Below are 22804 nucleotides of genomic sequence, written 5' to 3'. Positions count from 1 at the left end.
TTATTCTCCTTTTGCATTAATGATTAATTGATCACCATTACCCAATGGATATTGGTTAAGTTGAGCAGTCTCATCAATGACTAATTGCTTATTCAAGACTTGAATCGTAAAGCTGGTTGGTAATTCAACGCGAATACTGGCCAATGCTAAGGGCAGTTGCGTTTTCAATTCTTGGAACGTTAATTCCCGTGAAACTTGCAAATCAAAAATTTGATCCTGCCAGTGAATTCCCAGCCGGATAAATTTAACTTCTGTTGCCATCCTTTCCTCCTCGTTGTCGGTAATGCCCGAACTGGCGGCCAATTAAACTTCCGAGCACTAAACTTAAAATCAGTAACAGCCCGCCACCAAGCCAGCCCATAAGTTCGTGATGTTTTCTAGGCACGCTACTAGTTGCGACTGGTCCAGCTGGCTGAGCATCCTTAGTAAACAAATGCTTGGCTAACACTAATTGAGCTTGGTGCCATGATTGAGTTGGCGACTGATTGTTAGTTTTAAACGTCATCGCATCGGCTTGCTGACCGATTTGCTGCGCGGTTTTCATTTGTTGTTGGTTGGCTTGGTCGCGATCTTTGCCCCATAAGGTTTTGATTTCATAAGCTTGGGTCCCGTCACCATTAGTGCGACCATTATCATAAATCGCTTGATTGTTGACCGTTAATGAACCATCACCATCGGCTAATGCTGGGTTCGCTGGCCAACTAACTAGCACCAGCACCCCGATCAGCAATGCCAAACTGAATTTAATCTTCATCATCAAACTCTGCCTCATCCGTAACTAATTGGGTCGGTAATGGCTTGATAATTAACGCTACCCCGAGTGATACCACCACTAACAAGAACAGCCCGAACAGACTTGCCAACCCGATAATGCCACCGTTATACATCGCTAAGTAACCCGTTTGGATATTTTGTAATGGCGACCACCGATATAACCAGGCAATGATACTACCAGCCCGGGTCAGAATTCCCAAGAATGGCGATAACATTACATATAGGGCCAGTAAAATCGTTACCATGGCCGTCGCTACCATCCGCGAATAACGACTTAAAATCATCACCCATAGACTTAGCGCCATCACAAATAAAATAGTGTAAATCGTCCACGAAATTCGATCCGACAGTCCTGCTAATGAAGCCGTTCCTAAACCAAGAATGGTTCCGACTAAAATCGTCGCTAATAAGGTCACCCCGAGCGCTGGTAAATTCAACCAACCGCGGGAATGAGTAACTAACGCGTTTTCGCGGGTTAAACGCCGACCTGGTAAATACCGACTAATTCCTAAACCAAGTAATAATGAACCAATTGTCCCAATCACCGTCATAAAGAACGGTAAAATTGACGTTTGCCGCGTGGCGCCGAAGTTACCTTCCGCCCGTAATGGGTTCGACAAGAAATTATAGACTTGCGCATTATCAGCTTCACCATTCCGCGCATTTTCCATTACACGATTAAAATTATCCGCAAACGTTTGATTATCGCGGGCTGAATTTTGGGCATCATTCACGTTACCATTTAACGTATTCCGAATTCCATCCGTCGTTTGCTTCAATTGGTTCGTTGCATCCGTAAGGGATTTAACCGTCTCACCTAATGCCCCGTTCTTTTCTTTGGCATTTTGATTAATTTGGTCCGTACTTTGTTGAATTTCATTTTGCAAGTCTTGATATTGTTTGGCTAAATCATTCGTTTTTGCATCTGCATCCGTTGCTTCATCATCATTAGTCACCGGATTAGCTCCGACTAACTGTTGGGCATGTTGATACCATTGCAAAATCTTCGCCACGTTTTGGGAATAACCATCTTCTCCCGCATCTTGTAACTTTTGGTAATATGGTTCATTCTTCAACGCACTAATCTGATTTAACTGATCATTAATTTGTGCATACGCATGGGCAATCTTAGTCGCCTGCTCATCCGGCTTGGCGGTCATCCCAACATTGTTAAAGTTCTGCTTCACTTGGTCAATAATCGTTTGATACGTCGCTAAGTCATCACTACCGGCGTAACGTTGACTAATCATTTTAGCCGCCGCAATCGTATCTTGCATTTCCCGGTCAGCTAACTTCGCTCCGGCATCACCAGCACCAATTGTTCCCGTATTTTGCACCGTGGCCGGTTGGTTTGATTGACTAACGAGCCATTGATAACTCCCCGTCCCACCATAACGGACCTTGATGGTAATTCCTTCAATCTCATTGGACTGATCAAATGTAATCGTATTGCCATCGATGACCGGCGTACTACTACTATCACCATCCGTAATATCAGCCGCTAAAATTTTTGCCGTTGGCTTCCCATCGGTTGCTTTAAATTCAATTTTATTTTGCCCCGTCAAATTCCGGAACGTAATCATTTGAGTCGTATCCGCCACATTTTCCATGGCCGCATTGCCGTTACCAATCCCAAATGAGGTCCCGGCTAACTGATTGAAGGTTTGCAAAATCTTAACTGCTTGTTGATACTCATTCCAATTCACGCTCGTATTTTTCGGTTGAGCGGTATAAACTGGCAAATTCGCCACTTGCGTTTGCACCATTTGAGTTAATTGCGCATTTAACGATCCACTCGCATTGCCACTAGCAATTAACTTGGCATTTTGACTTTCCGAATTATTCTTAGCGACGCCATAAGTATCTTGTAAGGTCGTCGCCATCCCAGCTAAGGCGGTTTCATCCGCATTAATTTCATTTACGACTGCTAATAAATTCCCCGTGTCTTTAACGGGATTCGTGATCTCATTCAACACCGTTAACATGTCATCAGGAATCGTATTTAAATTTAAGGTTTGTTCTAACGTCGCTTGACTATCCTTAACCTGTGACAAGGTTGCTTGTAATGATTTCAATTGAGTTGCCGTCGCTTCACTCGTACTATTCACGCTGTCGCCTAAACTGTTAAGTGTTTGTCCCACTTGGTCGGAAAATTCTTGCATCGATTGCGTATCTTGTTCCCCCGCTTGATTTAAGGAATTAGCGGTTTCAAACAACGAATCATATTGATTGGCTAACCCGTCAAATGGTGCCTGCACTCCGTTCGTTAAACTAGCCACTTCGGCGGACCGACTATTGGCTTGTGATAACATTGCAATTTGAGCATTCCGTAAATTACCAATTAAGCTCGCAAAGTACATTCGCACCACCCGTTGATTAAAGTAAGCGACGAGTTTTGTAATTTGGGCACTAATTTGTTGATTGGTAACTTCATTCTGCCTTTCCGTACTTGATACGTAATTCCGGCTTTGGCAGGCGTGGTTGAATTCAGATTTAATAAGCGCGTCGAAAAATTTTCGGGAATGGTAATCACGACATCAAAACTGCCCTTATCAAATCCATTCTTCGCTTCGTCGGCTGACGCGGTGGTCCAATCCCGTTGGGTATCTTCCTGGATTAACACCGTAAAATCTTTTCCCAAATTATAGAACTTCTGATTAAACGTAGCCCCATTATCATTGTTGACTAAAACATATTTCACATGCTTCGCCTTGGTTTGATCATTTTGGCGGACCACATTTGGATTATGTGGCACCAACCAAATTAACATGGCCATCACAATCCCCACTAACCCAACAATTAAACTCCCACCGAAAAGTGGTTGTCGGATCAATTTAACTACTTTATCTTTCAAACTAAGTTACTCCCCTTTCAAAAAAAGGCCCCTTACCTGGCGCGAAACCACATAAGAGACCTTAATGAATTATGCTATAAATATGATTCGCTTAAACTGGTTATCGACTAAATTAAGCTCAATCGCATTTATTATGACAAACCAAAGGCCGAACGATCTTGGTTATCCCGATCTTCAGTCGTATTGGCGTAATTATTTAATTGTTGATTAATTTGCGTTAACAATTCAATCATTTGTTGGACATTTGGTTTCAATTGTTCAAATTGATCCATGTACCCTTGGAACGCTTGCCCGCGCCATTCGCTGGCCATCGTCCCGTTTTCCGTTGAAATCCGACTCAGTTGGTTTTGGATTTCGTTGGCTGCATTGCTATATACCTGTGCTGATGCCCGTAATTGTTCCGGCGTAACCGAAATTACTCCCATGAATAGTACCTCCAAAAGTTTATTTATTTTCACAAGTTTGATTCTAACATCGTTGTTTTTAAATGTAAACTTTTTTAAAAAAAATGTTTCAATTAATTTCTAATTCCAATTGATAAGTATTAAATGTCTTGTTAAAGTAATAATGTAATTACGTATCTTTAACGATGAAAGGAATCCTACTTATGCGACCAAGTATTTCAATTACTTTGGGGGTCATCAGTTTAGCTTTACCATTTAGCTTCACAACTGCTACCCATGCGGCTACTTATTACACAGCTCAACCTGGTGACACATTATCTTCAATTGCCCAAGAAGCTGACGAAGCTTTAGCTCAATTACTCACTGATAATCATCTAACGGAACAAAGTCCGCTCAAGATTGGTCAACGCATCATTTTAAATACCAGCAATTCCCATCATTCCAATAAAAGTGGCAACAAACAACTCCGAGCTGCTAAATTTATTACCAACCTTAATGATGATGACGAACAAGCGGCTAAGGAATGGATTGCTCAACGAGAATCGGGTGGATCATATACGATTCAAAATGGGCAACAGTACGGTAAATATCAATTAAACCGCGCTTATTTAAAAGGTGATTTGTCACCGGAAAACCAAGATCGTGTGGCTGACGAATACGTTCAACAACGTTATGGGTCTTGGCAACAAGCCAAGCAATTTTTCTTACAAAATAATTGGTACTAATTTAGAGGTGTTTTATGAATAAAAAGCCATTTTTACTTTTAGCAATGATTGGATTTACCACACTTTCATTAGCCGGTTGTTCCAAAACGATTGCCGTTTCGGATGGTCAAAAAAATTACCGAACATGACTATTACGAAGCCGCTAAAACGACTGCTCAAGGGAAACAAACCTTCCAAGAATTAATTCTCAATGCAACATTAGAAAAACAATACGGAAAAAAAGGTTAGTCAAACAAAAGTTGAGCGCCAATTTAAAGCCTATCAGCAACAATATGGTGACAGTTTCAAAACAGTCCTCGCAAGTCAAAATTTAACTGAACACTCACTTAAGCAGCAAATTCGCAACAACTTATTACTGCAAGCGGCTGTTAAGGACCACAGTAATTTTTCAAAAGATAATCTGAAGCAAGCCTGGAAAAATTACCAACCACCAATTAAAACGAAAGCCATCTTGGTTAATAGTCCGGCCCAAGCCCAAGGAATTATCGATAAACTTAACCGGAGTCATGGCAACAAATTAGCCACTTTCAATCATTTAGCTCAATCTAACTCGGCTAACTCACTTTCTACCAACAAAAACACCATTACCGTTGATAATAATCAATCAACTGTCCCTGCTGAATACAAAGCAGTTGCGGGGCAATTAAAAACGGGTGAATATTCTATTAAACCTGTTAAGACTGATAATGGGTATTACGTAATTTACATTCTTAATCACCCAAGCAAAGGTAAGTTAGCTAACCACACTGCCGCATTGAAGCAACAAATTGTGAATGACAACTTTAAAAATCCACGTTTCATGCGAAAAATGACTAAACGACTATTAACCGACGCCAATGTTAAAATTAAGGATCCAGCGTTTAAAAACGCCTTAAATGATTTGACGAATAATTCCAAGTAACTAAAATAACCTCCGAAGTCAGCCTTTCATGCTAACTTTGGAGGTTATTTTTCTCAAAATTATTCTAACTAAAACTGTAGTAAGCTAACATACACAAGGATTTGCGCCAGTTTAGACAGCTTACTATATGTCTTCATTTTCAAAACCGCGCTTAGTATAATCAAGCCAGGACAACGTCGTCCGAGTGACCATGGTCGGGTCCGGATACCACCTCGCAACTAATAAATGAACAAAAGGAGGTGAATCCGTTGAATCTTGATCAAAGGAGGACGCGGTATGTGGTGGCTAATCGGGTTTTGGCTCGTGCAACGCTTGGATGCTATTATCCGCGCGGTTGGACTGTCATACTACCTGATTAAAAAAGCTAACCATGATTTTCGCAATCATGATTAGCTAAACCATCAAAATCCGCGACCAAAGTCACGTTGGGGTAATCATGACTACCACTCATGGTTGCCCTTTTCATTTGCAATTATAGAATAATCAGTTTGAAAAAGTCAATTTAAATTGCGCATCCCTATTAATTTTATAATTAATGCCTTAACTCCTCCGTTTGATCTAATGATTCCTGATTATCAACGGCTTCATTACGTGCTAACTGCAACGATTGACTCCACTGATCCATGGATTGGATGAATCGTTTACTCTTCAATCGCAGCCCGACTTGATCATCATAAATTTTATCTAATGCCCACGAAAGTTGCTTTTTAACGGCCGGTTTCACGTTGATTTCACCTACTGTTTGCAAGTTTAACTGGGCAAAGAACTTTAAGTATCCAACCACACGTTGATCGAGGCGTAAACGATGTTCATCAAGTTCATAGTGTTCAAAACACAACATTCCACCATAACTTTCCGAATAATCGAGGGTTCCTTGTTGACGACCACAAATGACACACCGATCCCAAACTGGGGCGACCCCAAAGAATGGTAATAGTTGCACTTCTAACACATTGGTAATGATCTGCGGATCTTTGCCAGCGTTCATTTGATCGAGCGCTGCTTCAACTTGTTTAAACCAGCCTCCAATTCCGCGTCCCTCATTAAATGCTTGATTAACTAAATCTAGTAAATAAGTCGCATACGCATTGGCATCTAAATCCGCCACAATTCCTTGCCATTGATGGGTTTCGCCGGCACTAACAATGTAGCTTAACCCTTCATCGCTTAATAAACCTACGTATTCTCCACGGGTGAATGGAAGAATATCCGCCGCCATTTTAAACCCTTTTCGTTGGGCGCCCCGGACGAAAAACATTACCGGCCCGCGCGCATCCGTCAAAATTTTCACTAATAAATCCCGTTCCCGAAATGGCTTTCGGCTCATCACGATACCGCGGAAGGGTTGATTAACTTTCGGCATGTTTTCGCCCCCTTTCAGATGATTAAAACTGGGAAGCACTGCTTAGCGTTTCCCAGTTTTATTTTTTTTCGGCAGCTCCGTCATTATGCTCCACCGGCCATTCTATCCGATTAAGTCGGTTTCTAGTGACGATTGCATCGTCCCGGCGGAAACTGTTCCTTCTTCGGCAACCTCGTTGTTATGCTCCGGCAGTTGTCCGTCCGTCTAAGCTTGTTCCCTCGTGATGATTACATCATCACCACGCGAACTATGCTTTGCTAATGCAGCTCCGTTGTTATGCTCCGCCGGCCATTCTGTCCGCTTAAGCCGGTTTCCTGGTGACGATTGCATCGTCCCGGCGGAAACTGTGCTTAATGCTCCGAATGGCTTCGGCTACACATCGTTTTTAGTAATCAGTTTGGCGGTAACCATAATCCTTTAACATCGCGTTTTTATCCCGCCAACCAGGAACCACTTTTACCCAAAGTTTAAGGTAGACCTTATCACCAAGCAAGCGTTGAATATCCATCCGCGCTTCGGTCCCAATTTCTTTCAACATGGCCCCCTTCTTCCCAATGATAATCCTTTTTGGCCGGGCCGTTCAACAATAATATTGGCGTCAACTTCGACCGTTTCTTCGTCATTGCGCTTAATTGAGGTCACATCAATGGCAACAGAATGCGGAACTTCTTGGCGCGTCTTCAAGAAAATCTTTTCCCGAATCATTTCTGCAATCACAAATCGTTCCGGGTGGTCACTAACTTGATCACTAGGGTAATATTGGGGACCTTGTGGTAAGTTAGCGACGAGTTCATTCAATAACCCATTCACATTATTCCCTTGCAAGGCTGAAATTGGAATCACCTTTTTAAAGTTTAAGGTATTGTCATATTGCGCCACAATGTCTGGTAATTCATCCGGATGCACTTGGTCAATCTTGTTAATCACCAAGTAAATTGGTTGCTTGACCTTCTTCAAGCGTTCCATGATGAAATTATCCCCCGCACCCCGGGCTTCCGTGGCACTGACCACAAATAACACCGCATCCACTTCATCCAAGGCTGACAGGGCCGAACGTTCCATAAAGTCCCCTAATTTCGTTTGGGGCTTATGAATCCCTGGCGTATCAATGAAGACAATTTGGGCGTCATCCGTCGTATAAATCCCTTGAATCTTATTCCGGGTCGTTTGGGCAACATGACTCATAATCGCCACTTTTTGGCCCACTACATAATTTAATAGGGTCGACTTTCCAACATTTGGACGACCAATAATCGCCACAAAACCTGAATGATAATTTTCGTTAAATGAATCCATTAAATACTCCTAATTTAAAACTTTGCTACTAGATGCGGGATAAAAATAATTAAACCGCTGATAGCTGCGACGATTGCCAACAGCCAAACCATCCCCGCGGCCATATCTTTAGCCGCTTTGGCTAACGGATGATACTCCTGATTCGTGGTTAAATCAATGACCGCTTCCAAGGCGCTATTCATAATTTCCGCACTAATTACCAGGCCAATTAACAATAAGACCACCACCCATTCCCACCGGGTCAAGTGGCACCACCAACTAGCTATGACCACTAACGTTCCAATTACTAAATCAAAGCGCACGTTCCGTTCATGACGAACTGCATATTGAAGACCGTCACCAGCATGGCGCGCCGCTTGGAACCAATGCTTATTCTTCGTTGTTTGCATCACGGTTAACCCATACGCCGTTAAGATTTCATCTTGCAATTTAAACATGGCTCCATTGTCATCTGGCCGTTCATGATCGTAACCATTTAAATGTAGAAAACCATGCACTAACATATAGCCAAGTTCCCGTTCAATGGAGTGATCTAAAAATAGCGCTTGGTCACGGACTTTATCAACGGAAATAAATAAATCCCCTAATTCTTCTGGTAATTCGGCTTTAATTTCGGCTGGAAGGTCTAACGTTTCATCATCTTCAATCGCAAAACTAATCACATCCGTTGCCCGGTCAATATTCCGATATTCCTTATTAATTTCCCGAATTTCGGGGTTCCGAACATAAGTTACTGACATCTCAGCTTGCTCACTAATTGATAGCTGTTGCGCCGCAAACTGCAACAAATCCAGCGTTTCTTGTTCTTGGGCTTTGGTCAACACACCATCCGTGTGATCGTAAATCATAATTTCCATTTATTTATCCTCATGTGGCGTTTCATACGCCGTAATAATTTTGGCCACGACTGGATGCCGGACAACATCATCAGCCTGAAAGCGAACGAATTCAATTGCATCAATGCCCTTTAAAATTTGTTGCGCACTAATCAAACCACTCTTGGCTCCATGGGGTAAGTCAATTTGCGAAACATCCCCATTAACAACCATCTTGGAGCCAAATCCCAGCCGGGTTAAAAACATCTTCATTTGGGCATTCGTGGTATTTTGAGCTTCATCTAAAATTACAAACGCATTATCTAACGTCCGCCCCCGCATGTAGGCAAGAGGCGCAATTTCAATGACCCCACGATCCATTAAACGTTCAACATGATCCGCCCCTAAAATACTATTCAAAGCATCGTAAATTGGCCGCAAATATGGATCAACCTTTTCCTTCAAGTCACCCGGCAGAAATCCGAGACTTTCCCCGGCTTCAACCGCGGGCCGCGTTAAGACAATTCGGTCAACCTCACCGTGTTTTAAACTTGCCACGGCCATCGCCACAGCCAAGTAGGTCTTCCCCGTCCCAGCCGGACCAATTCCGAAGGTAACATCGCGGTGTTTAATGGCGTGCACATACTGACGTTGTCCAAACGTTTTGACCCGAATCGGATTACCTTTACGATCTTTGACAATCGTTTCCTTATACAAATCGCCAAAGTACTCCAACGTTCCCCGATGGGCCATTTTCATCGCACTCACAACATCGGCACTATTAAGTTTAATTTGTTGATCAATTAAGGCGGTTAATTCTGTTAGAATAGCTTCCGTTAAATGAACCGCTTCGGTTTCCCCCGTAATTTTAATTACGTCCCCAAATGGGTTAATTACGACTTCCATGCCTTCTTCTAACATCGGCACAAACTGATCTTGAATCCCCAACAAACCAACTTGATATTCTGGTCGTGATAACTTGTAGTCAACTGTGATGTTTTCCGCCACCAAACAGGCCTCCTCACACATTATTATGGTTAATATTTTACCGCCTTAAGCCCGTAAAAACAACTAACGACCTAGGCTCACTAGGTCGTTTAAGCATTACTTAATATTATATTTTTGCATCTTTTGATCAAAAATATCTGTTACCGCTTGCCGTAAAACTGACTTTGCATCCGCCGGTAGTTCCCCCGGTTGCTTAGCAATTGCATATAAATCAGGGTGTTCATTGGCAATCCGTTCAATCGTCTTCGTCGTCGCATGCTTCCGGACAATCTTCGGAATCCGTTCCACGTACCATCCGGTAACAATGCCAAAATCTTGTCCATCGCCACTGAATCAACTTGGGTCGTCTTAGGCTTGCCGGTTAAGATTTGCAACTTATCTTTAACACTAAAATCTTTAAAATTCATCATTCATTACCTCTTTCGTTGGTAACTATATTATACCGCTAATCTTGCGGAATTTGTTGCTCACGCACTTGGATATAATTTTCAAAGGCCGTGGTAATTGCTTCGTCACGCATGCCTAAATCAACCCACAAAACTTTCCAAATTAACCGGTACGCATGTTGAAAGTCACTTTGGCGATGGTTGTAATAGGCACTCGCTAAGAATTGTTGCATCACTAAGTATAATTTAGCTTGGTCATCAACGCGCGCTACTGGCTTGGCCGCCTTAATTTTATTCATCCGTTCATCATCCATAACAACGAGGTGGGTCCATTGTTGTTGAGCGCTAAATAACAGGGCCCAATACAACACACGAATCCCTTGGTTAAGTTTTTCATCAGCAGTCACGTGATGGTCAACCGGCCGTAAATCGCCCCACCCCAGCATTTTCGCCAGGTAGCTAAATTAATATTTAATTGCATCATTGTATTCATCTTGCGCGCCGTGGGACCAACCATTACATCATATCCTTCTAATTGCGCGCGGTCTAACCGAATGGTGGCTTGGAGCATCTTTGTAATATCCATCTTCTTATCCCCCTCTAAATTGCAAAAAGCCCGACTAATGCCGAGCTTTGATTGTTTTAAATAAATTGGTCGTTGTCACTGAAGTTAGTCATATTTTCGACGGCAACTTAGTAACTACGTTCACCGAGCAAGCGACTAGGACTAACTGGAAACGAACCTCGACGTATCCTACGTCAAGCCCCGTTTCCAAGTTAGCCTATCGTCGCTTTTAATGCTCGGTTCACGACCTATTAATAATTAGACATATACCGGTTTTGTTCCCAACGTGAAACGGCTTGGCGGTATGAATCATATTCAACCGTCTTGGCTTCCATGAAGTTCTTGTATAAGTGATCCCCTAAGGCTTCCTTAATTACTTCATCCGTGGCCAAGCTCTTCAACGCATTGTGCAACGTGTCTGGTAACGTCTTAATTTCGCGCTTAATCCGTTCTTCTTCCGTCATGTGGTAAATATTTTCATCCACACTTGGCGCTGGCGTCAATTCGCGCTTCAAGCCGTCTAACCCGGCTGCTAAAATGGTGGCAATCGCTAAGTATGGGTTCGCAGCCGGGTCAACCGACCGTAATTCCAACCGCGTTCCCATGCCCCGTTCACTTGGGACCCGTACCATTGGGCTCCGGTTGTGCGCCGACCAAGCAACGTAGACTGGCGCTTCATATCCTGGTACCAAACGCTTGTATGAGTTCACGATTGGGTTGGAGATGGCCGTCACACTGCGCGCATGATCCATCACCCCAGCTAAGAAGTGGTAAGCCGTTTGGGATAATTGCAAGGCGTCATTTTCGTCATAGAATGTATTGCCATCTTGGTTAAATAATGACATGTTCATGTGCATCCCAGAACCATTAATTCCTGATAATGGCTTTGGCATGAACGTGGCGTGGAAGCCATATTGCTTGGCAATATTCTTAACCACTAATTTGAAAATTTGAATATTATCAGCTGCTTCAAGAGCATCTGAGTACTTGAAGTCGACTTCATGTTGACCAGGGGCAACTTCGTGGTGCGCGGCTTCCACGTCAAAGCCTAACTTTTCTAAGGCTAAGACAATGTCCCGCCGACAATCTTCCCCACGGTCGGCTGGTGAAAGGTCAAAGTAATTTTCTTGATCGTTAACTTGGAGCGTTGGTTCACCTTTTTCATCAGTTTCAAATAAGAAGAATTCTGGTTCAGGACCGATGTTAAATGCCGTAAAGCCAGCTTCTTCCATTTGCTTCAAGACCCGCTTCAAGTTGTTCCGTGGATCCCCCATAAATGGTTCCCCATCCGTCTTGTAAACGGAACAAATCACTTGGGCCACTTTCCCATGTTCAGCCCCCCATGGTGAAATCATCCAGGTACTCATTTCTGGATGTAAGTACATGTCACTTTCTTCAATCCGCACAAACCCGTCAATTGATGATCCATCAAACATCACCCGGTTGGCGAGTAACTTATCTAGTTGACTAATTGGTAAATCAACACTCTTCATTGATCCAAACAAATCAGTAAACATTAACCGTAAAAAGCGGACGTTTTCTTGCTCTACTAAAGCGTGCACTTCCGCATCTGTATAAACATGCTTTGTCATAAATTGTACCTTCATCTTCAAATTTTCAAATTTTATTAACCGCGTGACGATTAACAATTGCCTATAACTTTATCAATCAAAGCACTAAAAATCAATTAAATTAAGTAACTTTCATTAGTTAATAAGTAAATTCTAAGCAACTGTTTATTTTCTTAACCAAGATGTTAGATCAGCTTCAATTTCTTTAGTTGTATTTTGACCACTAACCAAGTCGTACCAATGCGTATTAACTTGATTGCGGAACCATGTTAATTGCCGTTTAGCATAATGACGCGAATCAAGTTTAATTTGGTTAATCGCATCAGCTAAGCTCACTTCCCCAGCAAAATAAGGCATTAATTCGCGATAGCCGATTCCCTTGCCACTTTGCCAATCCATGCCCCCTTGCTCATAGAGCCACTTTGCCTCATCCAATAGTCCTTGTTCCATCATCAGATCCACCCGGTGATTAATGCGGTCATATAACACCGAGCGCTCCGTATTCAACCCCACCACATAGTAATCATCGAGGGGGGCTAATTGTGGTTGATCCGAAAATAATTGGCCCGTTTTTTTCAATGACTTCTAACGCCCGAATCACCCGGCGTGTGTTCATCACTGGAATTTTAGCCGCCGCTGTTGGATCAACTTGCTGCAATCGATTCCACATCGCTTCCGGACTTGTGGCTGCTAATTGGTCCCGAAGTCGTTGCCGAATCGCCTCTGATTCCGCATCAAACTGATCATTTCCTAAACTCAAATTTTCCATTAAGGCTTGAAGATAAAAGCCAGTCCCCCCAACAATAATTGGTTGTTTGCCCCGCGCAACAATCTCGTTAATTTTCGCTTGAGCGAGTTCTTTAAACTCAGCAACCGAAAAGCGTTCATGGGGGTCTTTGATATCAATTAAATAATGGGGTGCAACGGCTTGTTCCGCTGGGGTCGCTTTCGCCGTTCCAATATCAAGGTGCCGATAAATTTGCATCGAATCACCCGAAATAATTTCTCCATTTAAATGTTGGGCCAATTCTAACGACAACGCCGTTTTTCCCACTGCCGTTGGCCCGACAATTGCAATTACTTGCGCCATAAATTTATTGCCATCCTTTATTTTACATTCTGTTTCGATTATACCAAGGGCATTGATTTTTTTGACTAGAAACTGGAAATCATTCCTAAAATTTTGCATAATAAAGGTAGCAAATTAAAGGGGGATGTTAATTATGAAGAGTTTTACTAAAGGTTTCTTAACGGGAACGTTAGCTGCCGTCGCCGCCGTTGCTAGCGGAGCACTTACTTTCCACAAGAAAGTTATCGAACCAATCGAACAAGAAGAAGCTAAGTTGGATGAAAACCAACGCAAGGCAACGCGGAAGAATCGTTCTGCTCACCAATTCTAATCAAACAATAAAACGGACTGGGTCATCCAGTCCGTTTTTTTTAGTATCCTTTCGTTCCTCGTTCGTAGGAGTGATTGTATGGTGCAAAATCATGATCATGTAACACATGCGCGGCGTGAACCAACCAGTTTGGTTCGCGAATTAAGGTCCGCCCAATTTCGACCAAATCAACTTGATTAGTTTGCAATAAATGTTCCGCTAAGGTTGGGCTATCAATCAGCCCCACTCCCGTCACCGGAATTGAAACAGCTTGCTTAATTTGCGTCGCGAACGGAATTTGATACCCGCCATAAACAGGGAAATTTGGCGCTAATGGTAGCAAGCCCCCCGTTGACACATTAATGGCTTTTACACCTAGGTGTTCCACACCATTGCGCAATTTGTTGGTAATCGGCGATGGAATTTTGGTGATCCGCATAGGCCGTTACTGACAACCGCACCCAAATTGGCAAGGACGTCACGGCTTGAATCGCAATGACAATTTCCTTTAAGAATTCGAAACGCTTTGCTAACGAACCACCATAGCTATCCGTCCGCAAATTCGTAGTTGGTTCCAAGAATTGATTAATTAAATACCCATGCGCGGCGTGTAACTGAATAACATCATAGCCGGCTTGGTCGGCTCGTTTCGCCGCATCCGCAAATGATTGCACCGTCGCCTTAATTTCATCTAGGCTTAACTCATGTGGTGTGGCAAATGTACCTTGCTCATCATAAGGCACCGCACTCGGAGCAACTGGCTGAGCTTCATCAGCCGCTTTCCGGCCCCCATGCCCAAGTTGAATCCCCATTTTAGCCCCTAGCGCATGAACTTCGGCCACGAGCCCGGTTAAGGCTTGCGCTTGCTCATCATTCCAAATGCCGAGATCATGACTGGTTAACCGGCCAACCGGGTCCACCGCGGTTGCTTCTTGGATAATCAAGCCAACGCCACCAATTGCCCGCGCCCCATAATGCGCATGATGAAACGCCGTTGGTAACCCATCTTCCTTAGCGACATCATACATACACATTGGTGGCATGACCACCCGATTTTTTAAGGTCACACCCCCTAACGTAACTGGGGTTAATAATTTTGCCATTTAACTTCACCTTCCTTTGCCTTTGATTGTATCAAAAACCAGGTCGGTTAACCGGTTTCATGCTTAATTTTCAAGGTATGATAATGGTTTATTAACCTCAACCTTCGTACCATGGAATCGCTTCGTTACCCACGCTTGAATCTGTTTGGCATGGTACAACTTAACTAATTTCAAGTAACGCTTGTTATGCGATTGTGCTTTGGCCGTGGCCATCACATTAATATTATCCTTGGTACTTTGATTAACTTGTTCATGATAAAGCGCATCTTTTAAAACATTTAAATGCCCTTCTTGCGCAATCGTATTCCCAATCACCACGCATCCGTCGATTTCAACACCCGCGGTCCAGTGGTATCATCAATTTCCAAGAATTTGAAATGATGCGGATTAGCCGCAATTTGATTCGTTCCACTCGTGGAGGTAAAGGTTGCTTTGAGCTTAATTAAACCGGCCGCCTGCAAGAGCGCCAGGGCCCGCGCCGTATTGGCTGGATTATTAGGAATCGCAATTTGGGCGCCATCCGGCAGGGCTTTTAATTGCTGGTACTTATCAGAATACAAGCCCATCGGTTCTAAATACGTCGTTCCCAGCGCTGCTAACTGCTTTTTAGGATGTTCATGATTGTAATTTTCTAAATAGGCCCATGATTGAAAAGCATTCACATCAATTTCCCCGTGCGCGGTTGCGTCATTTAACTGTACAGGATTCGTAAATGATTTAACCTTAATCTTCAAGCCAGCTTGCTTTGTCACCGGACTTTTCGCAATTTGTTGCCACGTTTCAACATCCCCACCAAGGGAACCGACCGTAATCGTTTGTTGGTCTTGGTGATGTTGTAGTCCCCAGGCACCTCCACCAATTACCGCGACGGCTACTAAACTAAGCCACCATTTCGTTTGCTTTTTCATTAACTATTCCTCCGTGGACCAAATTTGCTTGGCCGTTTCCACCACTAGTTTAATTTTGTTCCATTGGTCAGTGGCCGTTAATTGATTCCCCTCTTCCGTTGAGGCAAAACCACATTGCGTGCTTAACGCTAACCGCTCCAGTGGCACATATTGACTGGCTTCTGTCACCCGCTGAATTAAAGTCGTAGGGTCTTCTAAGGTTGCTTGCTTACTCGTGACCAACCCTAAGACGACCGTTTTGTCGCCCGTTACCTTGGCCAGGGGCGCAAAATCCCCCGATCGATCATCATCAAATTCTAAGTAATATGCATCCACATTTAACTTTCCAAATAAGTCATCAGCCACCGCGCCGTAACCACCGGCGCTCGCCCACGTTGAATGATAATTACCCCGACAAACGTGGGTTGAAAGCCGCAAATCACTCGGCCAGCCAGCTAAGACCGCATTATCTAAGGCTAAGAACTTGGCCTGCAGTTCGGTCCGGTCAAATAATTCTTTGCCGGGACCTTGCCAGAAATCCTCATCGACTAACGTGCCCCACGTACAATCATCAAGTTTCAAATCGCGACAACCAGCTTGATAGAGGGCTTGAATTAAATCGCGGTAGGTTGAATTAAATCCGTTAATAAGTCCGTTTCATTGGGATAGACTGCTTGTAATGCCTCGACATTCTCCTGATCCCGAATTAATTCAAAGTAGCATTGCGCCGGGGATGGAATACTTTGCCGGGGCGTAATGCCAGCAGGCGTGACCGACTTTAAGAATTCAAACGCCGCTAAATCTGGATGTTGTCCTGTGAAATGAATTGGTCCGGTCACCGTGGCCGCATCACGACGCGTTTCCTCATCGTGAAAGAAATACCCGTGGGCAGCTTGGGTGTGGTCAATTCCGCCAAAGCCCCAAAAGGTATCTAAATGCCAATACGACCGCCGAAATTCACCGTCAGTCACCACCGTTAAGCCGGCCGCCACTTCTTGTTTAACTAATTCCGTGATTAATTGATCTTCAACCTTCGTTAGGTCCGCTTGGTCCAAATTTCCCTGTTCAAATTGCAAGCGTGCTTGCTTTAAGGCCGCAGGGCGTAAAAATGATCCGACAATATCAAAATGACTACTCATGATTAATTCCTCCTAAAATAAAAACACCCCACAACGAACCAACTGGCTCATTGCGGGACGTCCAAAATAAACGTGTTACCACCCGAATTTGAAAATCTGGTCACCCAAATTTTCCTTACTAGGTTCACGAAAATGTAAACCCGGACGTGAATATCGATCGTCACTCGGGGTCAGCTAACTTAACGCTCGCCGACACCAAACGCTCCCAGACCATCTTCACGAGGCGACATCCGCACTAGTTCTCACTTACCTAGCTCACTGGACCGGGTCAACCTTCGTTACTCATCTTTTCTCAGCGTTTTCTAATTAATTTTTAATTGTAATCATTTTAGCACGTTAATCAAACATGTCAACCATTAAAATAAATTAATTTTCACCATCGAGTTGCGTTAAGCCCTGCTTTAAATCAGCAATTAAATCTTGCTCATCTTCAATCCCTACTGATAACCGAATTAATTCATCCTTAATCCCGTTGGCTAAGCGTACCTCCCGTGGAATGGCTCCATGCGTCATCACAGCCGGAAATTCAATCAGACTTTCAATTCCCCCTAAACTTTCGGCTAAATCAATCAACTTAAGACTTTCTACAAATTGTTTGGCGGATAGTCCTGGCTTCAATTCAAATGAAATCATCGCCCCAAAATCCCGCATTTGGTTACGCGCTAATTCATGATCAGGAAAATCAGTTAGGCCAGGATAAAGAACCTTGGCCACCCGTGGATCATGCACTAAAAAGTCAGCCACCGCATGGGCGTTTTCATGATGAACTCGCATCCGAGCCCCCAGCGTTTTAATTCCTCGCATCAATAACCACGAATCATCTGGTCCTAGAACCGATCCAATTGCATTTTGTAAAAACGCCAAGCGTTCGGCTAGTTCTAACTTATTAGTTACTGCAATCCCGGCCACCACATCAGAATGGCCTCCCAAGTATTTAGTGGCTGAATGCACAACAATATCAGCTCCCAAGGTTAACGGTTGCTGATTATAAGGGGTTGCAAACGTATTATCAATGATTGTCTTAAGGTCATGCTGCTGCGCAATTTTAGTGATAGCTTTAATATCTGTTAACTTTAATAACGGATTGGTCGGCGTTTCAAAGTAAATCGCTACCGTATTAGGTGGATGGCCGCTTCCACGGCAGCTAAATTTTGCGTATCAACCACCGTAAATTCAAAGCCAAACCGTTTTAAAACTTGATTAATTAACCGAAACGTTCCGCCATAAACATCATTGCCAACGACAAAATGGTCACCAGCTGAAAACAAAGAAAAGACCGCATGAATCGCCGCTGATCCTGAAGCAAATGCAAAACCAGCCACACCTTGTTCTAATTCAGCCATTAATTTTTCCAACGACGCTCGCGTCGGATTACCAGTTCGCCCATATTCCCATTTCACTTCACCACCAAGTTTCCGTTGATGAAAGGTTGACGCACGATATATCGGAGTTGATACTGCTCCCGTTGTTGGATCTTCACTATTACCACCATGAATTAATTGAGTATTAAATTTCATCTTTATTTGCTCCTCGTTAATCATAAATTCCTTCACTTAAATACCGTTCACTTGAATCCGGTAACACCGTCACAATGTTGGAACCCTCCGGCAATTGCTTGGCTACCGCTAAACTGGCAGCCACCGCCGCGCCAGATGATGATCCCATGAACAAGCCCCATTCTTTAGCCGCACGTTTCACCCAGCCAAAGGCCGCGTCATCAGAAATAGTTTGCACACTGTCAATTGGCAAACCGGCAAAAAATGGCGGTTCCATTTCCACCCCAATGCCTTCGGTTCGATGCGGACCCGCTGGTTGCTGAGCTAAGATTGATCCTTGCGGTTGCACCGGAATTAATTTTGCCGTCGGATACACCGCATGAATTGACTTGGCGACCCCCGCAAAAGTACCACCCGTTCCAGCACCAATCACCACCGCATCAATCTTTTTACCAGCTAAATCAGCCATAATTTCTGGGCCCAAAGTTGTTTCATAGGCTCGTGGATTATCCTCATTCAAAAATTGGTTTGGGACGTACGCATGCGCAATTGTTTGCGCGAGCGCTTGGGCCTTTGCCGTGGCCCCTTGCATCCCAGCCTCATCAGGGGTATTAATGACTTGCGCCCCTAACGCTTTCATCAACGTTTGTTTTTCAAAACTAAAGTGTTGTGGAACCACTAAAATTGTTGCTAATCCAAGTTGCCGTGCTGCTAGGGCAATGCCAATGCCCGTATTCCCAGCCGTTGGTTCAATAATTGTAGTGTGCGCATTAATCTCCCCTCGGCTCCACGCCGTTTGTAATAAGAATTGTCCCAAACGATCTTTGATTGATCCTCCTGGATTAAACATTTCCAATTTAGCATAAATATGACTTTGCTTTGGGACTTCAATTGGCAATTCCAGTAATGGTGTGTGACCAATTAATTCCCCCACTGAATGAATTAACATTTATAACTACTCCTTTCCAAATCCAAACAAAAAGGCGCTGAACAAAATTACTTGTTCAACGCCAATGATTATGACCCACTTAAATTGCTCTTTAATAAAAAGAAACGCTACCCAAAGAAGCGGAGTACAATCGATTGACGTACTTCGCAACAACATACTGAACTGTTCATACTAACTTGGTTCATCATGATAGGTTTCCTTTCATAAGATTGTTCTTAATAATAAATGAATTAACTGCCATTTGCAACTGATTTACTTACTTTTTATCAAAAAAAACGAAGCTACCGATTAGTAACTTCGTTTGTAACTTAATTAAACTTAGCGGCTTTAGTCTTCCCCGTCCACTTGGTATAACCACCATCTAAAATGTAGAGGTGCTTGTAACCACGCCGCCCTAAGAAGGCCACCGCACTCGTACTTAACGTCATCGTGTCGTCATACAAGTAAACATCACGATCTGGGCGTAAGTCCCGGTATTGTTGCTTTAGGAATTGGTAAGGTAAGTTTCGCGCCCCTAAAATATGACCTTTATCAAAGGCATCTTTTTGGCGCAAATCAATCACTTGCGCTTTATGCGAGCCGGCTTGGAACGTTGCTTGATCAATTACTGTCGCGTAATGCGTCCGGCGATAGCGACCAATCAGGTACGTTACTAGCCAAAAGACCAAAATAAAGGTTACTAAAATATCAAAACCAATTAAAAATGAGTTCATAATCCTTACCTCACCTACAATTTATTAACTAGTCCGCAAACTTAGTTGCTAATGAAGCGGCCCCAATTACCCCAGCATCGTTACCTAATTGAGCTAACTTAACTTCCGTTGACGTCCGCACCGTTGGGAAAGCATACTTTTGGAAGTTAGTCTTAACCCGATCTAACAAGAAGTCACCAGCGGCTGAAACCCCACCACCAATTACAAATGATTCTGGGTTCAACGTGTTACTAAGGTTAGCCGCGGCAAACCCAAGGTAGAAACAAACCTTATCTACCACCGTGTTCGCTAAGTAGTCACCTTCCTTGGCGAGGTCAAAGACCATCTTAGCCGTAACTTCTTCCCCATTGTCAACGGCGGCCTTTAATGGGCTGTCACCTTCGTATTCTTCCGTCGCATCTTGAGCTAAGTGCACAATCCCCGTCGCTGAAGCATATTGTTCTAAACAACCCTTGTTACCACACGTACAAAGGTAACCATGATCTGGTTCCACAATCATGTGTCCAATTTCACCAGCGGCCCCGTTAATCCCGTGGACTAATTCACCGTTGGCAACGACACCGCCCCCAACACCAGTTCCAAGCGTCATGAAGACCACATCATCACCATCATTTCCGGCACCTTTCCAGGCTTCCCCAAGCCCGGCACAGTTAGCATCGTTATCAATGGCAAATGGTAAGCCCGTGCCCGCTTCAATTTGTTCCTTGACGTTTTGCGTGGTCTTCCAGTTTAAGTTGTAGGCACCGATAACCGTTCCTAATTCCCGGTTAACCGTTCCCGGCGTTCCCATTCCGATTCCGATAAATTGATCCTTATTCATCTTGTAAAGATCTAAGTGGTGGTTGATGGATTCGATGATGTCAGGGACAATGTGGGACCCTTCATCCAATACATTGGTCCGAATTGACCACTTTTCTTGAATTTCACCTTCTGCTGTTAAAATTGCAAACTTAATCGTCGTCCCACCAAGGTCAACCCCAATTAACTTCTTGTTCGTCATCTTCTCTCATCTCCTAAATAAATCAATTAATTTCGTGCCGCTTCCTCGCGATGTTCCTTTCGCAAAACTAACTTCGCTTGTAAATAAACATCCCGTTCAATCACACCCGCTTGGAATAAATTATCAAGCTCAATCGCCATTAATTCAATATCCCACAGTCGTTTCCCAACATACACAAAGACATTAAATCGCTTTAATAATTGTTGGACGTCATATAACGTCCGCAATGGTTGTTGATTATCCATAATTTATCACCATCCGAACCATGATCATTACGGCAAGTATTAATATCATACCACTAAGAAAACGCTTTATCGAGTGATTTGCGAGATTATTTTTTGATTCTACGAAAGCAGTTGCCAAAAAGCCCGCCACCAAGCCCCCAATGTGCCCCCACACATCAATTCCTGGGACTAAAAAAATCAAAAACTAAATTAATTACCACTAACCATGAATATTGTTTGGCTAACTGGCGTAATAACAGTTGGTTATGGCGTTCCGCTCCAAGAAAGATAAATGTTCCTAATAAGCCGAAGATTCCAGTACTGGCTCCCGCCGCAATCGTGTGTGGCGAGATGCAGGCGCTTAATAAGTTTCCCCAAATCACACTAATCAAGAAAATACTCAAAAACCGCCATTTTCCCAATATAGTTTCCACTTGTTGTCCTAAGTAATATAACATTAGGCAGTTTAAAATCAGATGGGTTAAACCAATATGTAAAAAGCCTGCCGTTAATAACCGCCACCATTGTTGGGCCTGTCCCAGTAATGGTGGGTAATTAGCTCCCCAATGGATTAACACATATGGATTTTGCGAGCCGCCCGTTAGAGTGATGCCCGCATAAATAATTAGCATTAATCCCACTAAGGTTATCGTTACCGGCACTTGTCGCCACAGTTTTTGCATTTCTTATCCCCTTTCTGTCGTCAATACCGTTTGAATCTTCACATCAAAACTTTCCGTTGGCCAAGCCCCCGCTGGTTGAACTTGCCAGGGAAGCGCCAGCGCCACCGTTGCTCCTTGAAAAGTAGCTAAGTAACGATCGTAATAACCGCCACCAAACCCTAAGCGAGCGCCATCTTTGGTAAACGCCACCCCAGGTACCACGATTAAATCAATCGCCGTTGGGGGCACAATTTCGCCCGTAATCGGTTCCATCACACCAAAGTTCGTCCGTTCTAATTGTGTCGTTGACGTTAACACCCGCATTTGCATTTGACGGTGGGGCAATGTTTGTGGCACCACCACTTGTTTACCGGCTGCCCACGCAGCAGCAATGATCCCAGTCGTAGCTAATTCAAACGGTTGATTTAACGTTGTGGCAATCACGGAAGCTTGGTGCCAACTGGGTAGTTGCAATAACTGACTAATTAACTGAGCTGTCTCCATGGATTGTTGATTAGCCTGTTGCTGCATTAAGGCCATGATTTGTTGTCGTAAAAGCGATTTTTGCATGCTTCAATCCTTTCTTGATG

24 protein-coding genes and 6 pseudogenes are annotated in these 22804 nt (G+C 43.5%); 4 read left to right on the top strand and 26 right to left on the bottom strand.

Going from position 1 to position 22804, the window contains the following annotated elements; all coding sequences use genetic code 11:
- The 5 genes from JCM14505_RS04235 to JCM14505_RS04215 form a co-directional block, all read right to left on the bottom strand.
- Positions 1-261, bottom strand: a complete 261-nt coding sequence (locus JCM14505_RS04235) for a hypothetical protein (RefSeq protein WP_054653176.1) — start codon at positions 259-261, stop codon at positions 1-3.
- Positions 245-757: a hypothetical protein gene (locus tag JCM14505_RS04230; RefSeq protein ID WP_054653174.1), complete on the bottom strand. Its 513-nt coding sequence runs from the start codon at positions 755-757 to the stop codon at positions 245-247. The genes JCM14505_RS04235 and JCM14505_RS04230 overlap by 17 nt, the downstream gene beginning before the upstream one ends.
- Positions 744-3134 (bottom strand): polysaccharide biosynthesis protein, encoded by a 2391-nt coding sequence (locus JCM14505_RS04225; RefSeq protein ID WP_054653172.1) that lies wholly within the window; start codon positions 3132-3134, stop codon positions 744-746. Before JCM14505_RS04225 ends, JCM14505_RS04230 begins: the two co-directional genes overlap by 14 nt.
- On the bottom strand, positions 3116-3628 hold the full coding sequence (locus JCM14505_RS04220) for a YhgE/Pip domain-containing protein (RefSeq protein WP_054653170.1): 513 nt from the start codon (positions 3626-3628) through the stop codon (positions 3116-3118). Before JCM14505_RS04220 ends, JCM14505_RS04225 begins: the two co-directional genes overlap by 19 nt.
- Positions 3629-3759: 131 nt before the next feature.
- On the bottom strand, positions 3760-4053 hold the full coding sequence (locus tag JCM14505_RS04215; RefSeq protein ID WP_054653168.1) for a WXG100 family type VII secretion target: 294 nt from the start codon (positions 4051-4053) through the stop codon (positions 3760-3762).
- 182 nt (positions 4054-4235) lie between these two features.
- On the opposite strand from JCM14505_RS04215, the gene JCM14505_RS04210 reads away from it, so the two are divergent.
- From JCM14505_RS04210 to JCM14505_RS04205, 3 genes are all read left to right on the top strand, one after another.
- The gene (locus JCM14505_RS04210) at positions 4236-4757 is read left to right on the top strand and encodes a LysM peptidoglycan-binding domain-containing protein (protein ID WP_054653166.1); all 522 of its coding nucleotides are present in this window, start codon (positions 4236-4238) and stop codon (positions 4755-4757) included.
- Positions 4758-4859: 102 nt separating this feature from the next.
- Positions 4860-4985 carry a hypothetical protein gene (locus JCM14505_RS10000; RefSeq protein ID WP_263848953.1) on the top strand — a complete coding sequence of 42 codons (126 nt, stop codon included), beginning with the start codon at positions 4860-4862 and terminating at the stop codon, positions 4983-4985.
- A gap of 223 nt (positions 4986-5208) precedes the next feature.
- On the top strand, positions 5209-5658 hold the full coding sequence (locus JCM14505_RS04205) for a peptidylprolyl isomerase (RefSeq protein ID WP_054653164.1): 450 nt from the start codon (positions 5209-5211) through the stop codon (positions 5656-5658).
- 532 nt (positions 5659-6190) lie between these two features.
- Here the strand turns inward: JCM14505_RS04205 and recO are convergent.
- The 10 genes and pseudogenes from recO to miaA form a co-directional block, all read right to left on the bottom strand.
- Complete coding sequence (gene recO, locus JCM14505_RS04200) at positions 6191-7021, bottom strand: DNA repair protein RecO (RefSeq protein WP_054653162.1); 831 nt, start codon at positions 7019-7021, stop codon at positions 6191-6193.
- Positions 7022-7406: 385 nt separating this feature from the next.
- Positions 7407-8317 (bottom strand): annotated as a pseudogene (era, locus tag JCM14505_RS04195) (GTPase Era).
- 14 nt (positions 8318-8331) lie between these two features.
- A complete protein-coding gene (locus JCM14505_RS09535; protein ID WP_056995400.1) occupies positions 8332-8706 on the bottom strand; it encodes a diacylglycerol kinase family protein in 375 nt (124 codons plus the stop codon).
- Between the two features lie 3 nt (positions 8707-8709).
- Positions 8710-9174: pseudogene (gene ybeY / locus JCM14505_RS09530) on the bottom strand (rRNA maturation RNase YbeY); the annotation flags it as partial.
- On the bottom strand, positions 9175-10140 hold the full coding sequence (locus JCM14505_RS04185) for a PhoH family protein (RefSeq protein WP_054653274.1): 966 nt from the start codon (positions 10138-10140) through the stop codon (positions 9175-9177).
- Positions 10141-10236: 96 nt separating this feature from the next.
- Positions 10237-10428 (bottom strand): hypothetical protein, encoded by a 192-nt coding sequence (locus tag JCM14505_RS08960; protein WP_156249831.1) that lies wholly within the window; start codon positions 10426-10428, stop codon positions 10237-10239.
- 157 nt (positions 10429-10585) lie between these two features.
- Positions 10586-10972: a hypothetical protein gene (locus JCM14505_RS04175; RefSeq protein ID WP_156249830.1), complete on the bottom strand. Its 387-nt coding sequence runs from the start codon at positions 10970-10972 to the stop codon at positions 10586-10588.
- The gene (locus JCM14505_RS04170) at positions 10930-11112 is read right to left on the bottom strand and encodes a hypothetical protein (RefSeq protein WP_054653157.1); all 183 of its coding nucleotides are present in this window, start codon (positions 11110-11112) and stop codon (positions 10930-10932) included. Before JCM14505_RS04170 ends, JCM14505_RS04175 begins: the two co-directional genes overlap by 43 nt.
- Before the next feature lie 230 nt (positions 11113-11342).
- Positions 11343-12683 carry a type I glutamate--ammonia ligase gene (gene glnA, locus JCM14505_RS04165; RefSeq protein ID WP_054653155.1) on the bottom strand — a complete coding sequence of 447 codons (1341 nt, stop codon included), beginning with the start codon at positions 12681-12683 and terminating at the stop codon, positions 11343-11345.
- Positions 12684-12827: 144 nt separating this feature from the next.
- Positions 12828-13752: pseudogene (miaA, locus tag JCM14505_RS04160) on the bottom strand (tRNA (adenosine(37)-N6)-dimethylallyltransferase MiaA).
- A gap of 133 nt (positions 13753-13885) precedes the next feature.
- Here miaA and JCM14505_RS08685 point away from each other — a divergent pair.
- Complete coding sequence (locus JCM14505_RS08685) at positions 13886-14062, top strand: DUF3042 family protein (protein WP_082405619.1); 177 nt, start codon at positions 13886-13888, stop codon at positions 14060-14062.
- A 40-nt stretch (positions 14063-14102) separates the two neighbouring features.
- Here JCM14505_RS08685 and JCM14505_RS10405 read toward each other — a convergent pair whose 3' ends face one another.
- The 11 genes and pseudogenes from JCM14505_RS10405 to JCM14505_RS04110 all read right to left on the bottom strand — a co-directional run bounded on the left by JCM14505_RS10405 (position 14103) and on the right by JCM14505_RS04110 (position 22784).
- Complete coding sequence (locus JCM14505_RS10405; RefSeq protein WP_306455177.1) at positions 14103-14429, bottom strand: oxidoreductase; 327 nt, start codon at positions 14427-14429, stop codon at positions 14103-14105.
- Positions 14401-15144, bottom strand: a complete 744-nt coding sequence (locus tag JCM14505_RS04155; protein ID WP_306455176.1) for an oxidoreductase — start codon at positions 15142-15144, stop codon at positions 14401-14403. Before JCM14505_RS04155 ends, JCM14505_RS10405 begins: the two co-directional genes overlap by 29 nt.
- Before the next feature lie 63 nt (positions 15145-15207).
- Positions 15208-16052: pseudogene (locus JCM14505_RS04150) on the bottom strand (MetQ/NlpA family ABC transporter substrate-binding protein).
- A gap of 3 nt (positions 16053-16055) precedes the next feature.
- Positions 16056-17170, bottom strand: a pseudogene (locus tag JCM14505_RS04145) (5-methyltetrahydropteroyltriglutamate--homocysteine S-methyltransferase).
- Between the two features lie 366 nt (positions 17171-17536).
- Positions 17537-18687 (bottom strand): annotated as a pseudogene (locus tag JCM14505_RS04140) (trans-sulfuration enzyme family protein).
- 16 nt (positions 18688-18703) lie between these two features.
- Positions 18704-19615, bottom strand: a complete 912-nt coding sequence (locus JCM14505_RS04135; protein WP_054653153.1) for a PLP-dependent cysteine synthase family protein — start codon at positions 19613-19615, stop codon at positions 18704-18706.
- Between the two features lie 308 nt (positions 19616-19923).
- On the bottom strand, positions 19924-20328 hold the full coding sequence (locus JCM14505_RS04130) for a rhodanese-like domain-containing protein (RefSeq protein ID WP_054653151.1): 405 nt from the start codon (positions 20326-20328) through the stop codon (positions 19924-19926).
- Positions 20329-20356: 28 nt separating this feature from the next.
- Positions 20357-21328, bottom strand: coding sequence for an ROK family glucokinase (locus JCM14505_RS04125; protein WP_054653149.1), 972 nt, complete (start codon positions 21326-21328; stop codon positions 20357-20359).
- Between the two features lie 26 nt (positions 21329-21354).
- On the bottom strand, positions 21355-21573 hold the full coding sequence (locus JCM14505_RS04120) for a YqgQ family protein (protein ID WP_082405618.1): 219 nt from the start codon (positions 21571-21573) through the stop codon (positions 21355-21357).
- Positions 21574-21728: 155 nt separating this feature from the next.
- Positions 21729-22235, bottom strand: a complete 507-nt coding sequence (locus tag JCM14505_RS04115; RefSeq protein ID WP_054653147.1) for a rhomboid family intramembrane serine protease — start codon at positions 22233-22235, stop codon at positions 21729-21731.
- Between the two features lie 3 nt (positions 22236-22238).
- Positions 22239-22784, bottom strand: a complete 546-nt coding sequence (locus tag JCM14505_RS04110; RefSeq protein WP_054653145.1) for a 5-formyltetrahydrofolate cyclo-ligase — start codon at positions 22782-22784, stop codon at positions 22239-22241.
- Positions 22785-22804: the final 20 nt, after the last annotated feature.

This window comes from Limosilactobacillus equigenerosi DSM 18793 = JCM 14505 (assembly GCF_001311375.1).
Classification (GTDB): Bacteria; Bacillota; Bacilli; order Lactobacillales; family Lactobacillaceae; genus Limosilactobacillus; species Limosilactobacillus equigenerosi.
The sequence above is the reverse complement of the archived record's forward strand: the minus strand, read 5'-3'. Positions and strand labels throughout refer to the sequence as shown.